3 protein-coding genes are annotated in these 6,874 nt (G+C 59.5%); all 3 read right to left on the bottom strand.

Annotated features, from left to right (window positions below; all coding sequences use genetic code 11):
• Positions 1 to 3,481, bottom strand: a 3,481-nt coding sequence (locus IQ273_RS28495; RefSeq protein ID WP_194026492.1) for a PAS domain-containing protein, incomplete at its 3' end; no start/stop codon positions are given.
• 69 nt (positions 3,482 to 3,550) lie between these two features.
• Entirely contained in the window at positions 3,551 to 5,095 is a 1,545-nt protein-coding gene (locus IQ273_RS28500) for a SagB/ThcOx family dehydrogenase (protein WP_194026493.1), read from the bottom strand.
• Between the two features lie 541 nt (positions 5,096 to 5,636).
• The gene (locus tag IQ273_RS28505; RefSeq protein WP_194026494.1) at positions 5,637 to 6,866 is read right to left on the bottom strand and encodes a SidA/IucD/PvdA family monooxygenase; all 1,230 of its coding nucleotides are present in this window, start codon (positions 6,864 to 6,866) and stop codon (positions 5,637 to 5,639) included.
• Positions 6,867 to 6,874: the final 8 nt, after the last annotated feature.

The following is a 6,874-nucleotide window of genomic DNA, read 5'->3' on the forward strand; positions in this document are numbered from 1 at the left end:
GCCCCCCCTGGCGATGAATGGCTCGCTGTACCGTAGCCAGACCAATGCCAGTGCCCGGAAACTCGTCGGTGTTGTGCAGCCGCTGAAAGACCCCAAATAGCTTGTCGGCGTAGGCCATATCAAACCCGGCTCCGTTATCACGCAGGTAGTAAACCGGCTCGCCCGCCTGCATCATTACGCCAAATTCTAGTCGGGCGCTAGGGCGGTGGCTGGTAAACTTCCAGGCGTTTTGCACCAGGTTGGCGATCGCCACCCGCATCAGGGTCGTATCGGCGCTGACGACGATCTCGGGAGTAATCGTTGCGGTGAGGGCGCGATCGGGATCAGTCGCCTGTAGCTCGTCGAGCTGTTCTTCGACCAAGTCACTAAGGTTTACCATTCCATAGACCATGGCCTGGCGCGACACCCGCGACAGCCGCAGCAGGTCGTCAATGAGCTGACCCATGCGGCTGACGTTGTGACGAATGCGATCGAAATAATCTTGCCCCTCCTCGTCGAACTGATCGCCGTAGTCTTCGAGCAGGGCGCGGCTAAAGCCATCGATCGCCCGCAGCGGAGCCCGCAAATCGTGGGAAACCGAGTAGGAAAAAGCCTCTAGCTCGCGGTTTGAGGCTTCCAGTTGGGCGGCGGTGCGCCACATATGCAGCTCAGCCAGCTTCGCCTCGGTGATGTCGTAGTTAATGCCAATCATGCTAATGGGCTGCCCCTCGGGAGTGCGATAGACCAGCGCGTTGGCCTTGATCCAACGCAGCTCGCCGTCGCTGCGCCAGATGCGAAACTCACTATCATAGGGGGCATCGGTTTCGAGGGTGGCCTGGAGGGCCGCTTCTACTGTCTGCCGGTCTTCGCGGTGGACCCGATTGCACCATTTCTGGTAGGTGGTAGGCCGTCCTTCCTCAAAGCCATATAGCTCGATCAGGCGCTCATCCCAGTTGATGACGTTGGTCGCGACATCCCATTCCCAACTGCCAAAGCCCCCCGACTCGAGGGCTAACGTCAGTCGTGCAGAGAGCGCCTTCAGCTCGTCCGCCGTTTGCTTTTTCTCGGTAATGTCGTAGTTTATGCCAATCACACTTAGGGGCTGGCCATGGGCATCCCGCTGCACCAGGGCGCTAGATCGAATCCAGCCCAGGCTGCCATCGCCCCGCCAAACGCGAAACTCCGTGTCGTAGGGAATATTGCTCTCTAAAAGAGCCTGGTTGGCGGCTTCTACCCAATCAATATCGTCGGCATAGACCTGGGCTCGCCAATCTTGATAGGTGGCCTGTCGCCCCAGCCGAGCAAAGCCATACAGGTCAACTAAGCACTGATCCCAGATCACCTCGTCGGTGTTTAATATCCTTTCCCAACTGCCGATGCAGGCTGACTTAAGGGCCAGGGAGAGGCGCAGCGACAGGTTTTGCATCTCAGCCTCGTGCTGCTGGCGTTCGGCCTCGCTGCGTTTACGCTCGCTAATGTCCTGCACGGTGCCGGTCAGGTGGGTGGGCTGACCATCGGCATTCAGCACCCGCTCGCCTTTGGACTGAAGATAGACTAGCGTGCCATCGGGGCGCAGAATCCGAAATTCGCAGTCGTAAATTTCCCCGTCGGTAATCGCCCTTTCTACCCTTTGCTGATGAATTTCGGCATCGTCAGGGTGTAACTGCTGATTGAAGCTCTCCATCGTGGGTGGACCGCTGTCCAAACCGCGGCCAAAGATGCGGTACACCTGATCGGACCAGGTCAGGGCTTGGGTGTTTAAGTCAAGTTCCCAGCTGCCCAGATTGCCAATGCGCTGAGCGGTTCGCAGGTGGGCCTCGTTCTTTTGCAGCTTGGTCTCGGCGTGCTTGAGGTGGGTGATATCAACATGGCAGCCCACCATGCGCCGAGGCTGGCCTGTCGTATCCCAGGCGATCACCTGCCCAGCGCAAATGACCCACACCGTAGAGCCATCTTTATGGCGATAGCGGACTTCGTTGTAGAAGGGCACCTGGCCGTGATTTTGAATGTGGTGGGTCAGGCTTTCTAGCGCTAGGGGCAAATCTTCTGGAAAGATCAGAGTTTTCCAGGTATCTGCGGTGGTGGCCAACTCGTGGTCAGCGTAGCCAAACATGGCCTTGAGGCCAGGGCTCATGTAGGCGGTATTGGCCACACAATCGATATCCCAATACCCCGCCAGAATAGAGTCGAGGGTGAGTTCTAGCAGCGATAGCTCGTGGCGCAGCTGCTCGGCTTGCTGGTGGCTGGCAGCGGCGGCTTTGCGATCGCTAATATCCGTAAAGTAAATAGTGACACCGTTGGCATCGGGGTAGATCCGGTTTTCAAACCAGCGATCGAAGGGTGGGTAGAACAGCTCTTCGTTGACTGGCTGCTGCTGGGCGATCGCCCGATGAAAAGCGTCGTAAAAGGGCTGCCCTACGACTTCAGGAAAAGCATGCCAAACCTGCTGCCCCAGCAGCTCAGACGGGTCATGCCCAATGATTTGAGCGGCCTGGTGGTTAATGTAGGTAAAACGACCGTCTAGATCAAGGGCGACAATGCCATCGTTGATGCGCTCAAAAACGTTGGCGAGCCGATTGCGGCTGGTACTGGCGTCGACCTGAGCCCTCTGGGCATCGGCCAACAGCTGCGCCTGGGCCTGCTCGGCGACAACGCGATCGCTGATATCGCGCGATATACATAAAATTGACTCTATTTCTTCACCTGTAGCGGACCATTCTGGGGCGATCGCCATCTCAAAATGCCGCGTCCCTATCAGGGTAGGGGTCGTGAATTCAATTGTCTGCTTGTCTCCGGTGGCCAGCAGCGCTGCCGCCGCCGCCTCCCAGGCATTGACCATGGCGCTGTCCAGGTTCAGCTCGCGGCAGGTTTTGCCTAAAAAGGTGGTGGTATCGGCTCCGATAAGCCGGGCCAGCGATGGGCTGATGTAGAGGTGGCGCAGCTTACAGTCAAACCGCTCAATAATATCGGGAGAATTTTCGACCAGATTTTGGTAGTGCTGATGGGCCTGCTCCAGAGCCGTTGGGTGTGCCCGTTGCGGCTGGCTCAGCCTGCCCCAGAGGTCGGCAGGGGTAAACTCAGCTTTAAAGCAGTAGTCGGCGGCCCCCAGCTTCATGGCCTCCAGAGCCATACGCTCCTGGCCTGGCCCCACCAGCACCACCACCGGCAGCGGGCGCTGGGCACAGGTGTCGCCCAGGGCCGCTAAAAACGCCAGCCCACTCCCCTCGGCCCAGGCCAGATCAACCACGGCCCAGTCGGGGAGGCCCGTTTGCCAAAAATCTAGGGCCTGAGTCAGCGTGTCGGCCTCGAACAGGCAGCAAGTCGGCGGGGCAGATTGAGCGAGGCGATCGCCCCCCGCATCCAGCAGCAGCACGCTCAGACGATCAGGGTTACCCAGCGGCGCACCAGGAGAAGGGCTGTCCTCAAGCGGCCTCTGGACCTGGGTTTGGGCCTGAGCTTGGGCCTGAATTTGGGCCTGAGTTTGAGACGAAAACTGGGCCATAGTCAGGCGGCAACACAACGGGGCACCCGGCCAACCCACTACCGCAGGCATAGCCATCTACCCATTAGCCTACCCCGCCTGCCCCAGAGTGGTAATGTAAATCACCGCCTCGTCGGCTGGAATACCCAACACCTCGTTGACCTGATCGTCATAGAAGCCGCCGATGCCGCTCACCCCCAGCCCCAGCCGCACAGCAGCTAGGTTTAAGCGCTGGCCCAGGTGCCCGGCGTCGAAGTGCAGGTAGCGGTAAACGCGATCGCCATAGGCCGCCACCGCCCCAGCTAAATCAGCGGTGTGAAACACCACGGCTGCGGCATCACGGCCTAGCTCCTGGCCCAGGCACAGGTAGTGCAGCTCGCGGCGAAAGTTCTTAAAACGCACCTGGCGCAGTTCTTCGCTGCGAGGGGCGTAATAGTAGCAGCCGTCGTCTAGGCCCTCAATGCCGCAGGCCACCACAAAGGTATGCACCAGGCTGCGATCGCCGTAGTCAGGGTCGGGGTCAAAGCCCTGATCGCGGTAGTGGTGAGGCTGGTAGGTAAAGTCTAAAAGCTGCTTGAGCAACTCTAAAGACATTGATCCGCCGCTAAAACGCCGCGTCGATCGCCGCTTGAACAGAGTAGTTTCGAGCTGATCTAGGTGTGGCCCCCAGTCGATCGCCGGGCTGCCTGTGGGCACTCGCAGGCCAAAGGGCAGATTGTATTTATCTTCTAGGGTATCGGCAGGCTGGGGGGTGTCGCCCGTGGGGCGCATCGCCCAGTTGGGGGCATTGGCTGTGGGGGCGATCGCCGTGACCTGGTGAAAGTAGTTCAGCAACTCGCCATCGGGCACCGCCGAAAACTCGGTTTGAGGCGGGGTCGCAAAAGCCACCTGGGCACAGGGCAAATTTTGCTCCACCGTCAGCAAATCGGCCAGGGGCAGCACCGCCAGGGCACCCTCTTCGGCTGGGTCGAGGTAGAGCAGATCGGCCACAGCGCGATCGGCAAAGCTGGCAATCAGGTGGGGCCGGTAGTCAACCACCGCGCTGGCCAACTCCAGGTTGCCCAACAGATGACCCGCATCCAAGCAAATACGCCGGTAAGCCCGATCTTGGTAGCGCCAGGCCGATCGGTAAAACACCCCCGTGACCACCATGGCCAGGTGGGTAGCCTCCAGGGTTGGGTGCCAAAAACAGGCTTGCTGCAACCCTTGCCATACATGGTCTTCCCAATAGCGCCAGAGGGTGTGGCTGCGGACCTGATAGTTGTAAAGCCCCGCTGGCAGCAGCCGAGTGCCGCGCGAAATAATATAGATCTCCGCCGGGTACAGCCCGCCTGCCGAGGGTGCCGATCGCAGGTAAAACGTCTGCCCCGTAGCGGTAGGAAATTTGGCCGTTAACCCGTAGGTATTAATCAGCAGCCGCGATAGCCGCATCCAGTTGGCCACCTCATCGCCCTGATCGAGGTTTTCTTCCTCCAGGTAGGGCTTGAGGTCAACCTCGGCCCCCACCCGATAGGTTTTAAAGGTCGCAGGCTGGCGGCTGAAATCGAGAGGGCGAGCCTGCTTGGCCAGGGTATCGGGGTCGTACTTAGTACGGCCGTGGTAGTGCTGGGCGATAGAAACCAGAGCGTCGGGCATGGCCAGAGGAGGGTTGGGCAATCACAGCTTGCAGACGGCTGTTTAGATTCTATCCAAGCCTGGGCGATCGCGAATGGGGCCAGGGGTAGATAGCTGATTTTGACAGGGGCCAGCTGCTCTGGGTGCAGGGTTCAAGGTATACGGTCCACGGCCCGCCTTGAACCTGAAACCTTTAACCATATACCCCACTAACCCATCATCTTTAGCCTGCCAGTCTATGCTAATAGACCAATGGCCAAATCTTTTTTTCCTGTGGATTGGTTATGCTTTAGCGAACTGATTTTTTAGGAAACGCCATGAATCAGATGAGTGTTTTGTCCGTACTGGGCTGCTCAGGTTCGTTAGCATTAGCGGTCGTATTGGCTAGTCCTGCTGCGGCTAGGCCAATGGCTCAAGCTGAAGCTGACCAGGTTCAAGCTACCCTTGCTGTAATGTCAACAACCCAGGCTCAGGCAAACACGCTGCGAGATGCTCTAGGTTGTGGTTGTGCCACCTGCCAAGCTAGCCAGCCGCAACCCATGCTCTAGCCCTTGCCCTCTGCCTATGCCGTCAATGGAGCTTTGGTTCTAGATAAGCCAAGGCTGGGTTTAACCAAGGCTGGAACAATGCGATCGCTCGCCAACCGCCCGCCAAACAAATTCCGCGCCACCGGCCCCAATCGCAGGGCTGCGGCTCCACCCATAACAAACAGGTTGCACCCCGGCCAGCGCAGATGCTGATCCAGTACCGGCAGACCGTTGACCACTTCAATCGGATAGGTGGCCTGCACGTCTGCCAGCAGAGGCCATTGCTCGACATTGAGCTGGCTACCCGTGGCCAGCCAGAGACGATCAACGGGCAGATGGGCGATGCAGGCGTGCTCGGCTCCGGTGCTACAGTGCACCTGCCAAGTGTTGCCCTTCCACTCTGCCCGCTGTACTTCGCACTGTTCGTAAAAGGTGATCTGGCCCTGGCGCTCAAGCCGCCGCAGGCGCAGCAGCATGGCCGGGGTGACAGAACCGCCGTTGCGGGCCTGCTGAATCATCTGCCAGCGTTCATGCCAGCCCGGTTCGGAGTGAAAGCCCTTGAGGTACTTGGGGCCAAGCCAGCCCGGTTCAGCATCGAATAGCTTGGCGTAAAACTGTCGCCGCGCCATCATGATCACCTGGGCACCGCGATTTACGGCTCCCAACGCCAGGTGACCGCTGGTTAACCCGCTGCCTACAATCAAAATTCGCTCGCCCGCCAGTGAGGGTCCGCGCAGGTCGATCTGGCTGGAGTGGCGCAGTCGTTCGCTCGGATAGGTCTGGGGTATCTGCCGCGCCCAGTCTGGGATGTGAGGCGTACCGCCTGCGATCGCCAGCACCACCCGCCGGGCCAAAAGCTGCCTGCCATCCGCCAGCCCCAGCCGAAACTGCTGCCGCCCTAGTCCCTGGCAAAGCTCCAGGTGCTGCACCGTCCCCGCCATCACTCGATTCGCTAGGTTCCAGCGCTGGATTACTGACTGGCAGAAGTCATGAAACAGGGCCGTGCTAGGCAGGGCATACGGCGGGAATAGTTCGTCGGGGCGGCTCTCCGCAAAGGTGCGCAGAGCCGAGGGGTGAGGATCGGGATGGTGGACAGCGGGCGATCGCAGGTGAGGAATCTCAAGCGCCCCAAACTGGTGGTGCCACTGGTGCAGCCACTCCCCCGCCGGGTCAATCACCACAAAGCGATCGCGCATCGCGGCTTTCTTTTGCAGCAGGTGGGTGACCAGGGTAAGCGCCTGGGGGCCAGCGCCAATGATGGCAATGTCGGTGG

The sequence above is a fragment of the Nodosilinea sp. LEGE 07298 genome (assembly GCF_015207265.1).
Taxonomy (GTDB): domain Bacteria; phylum Cyanobacteriota; class Cyanobacteriia; order Phormidesmidales; family Phormidesmidaceae; genus Nodosilinea.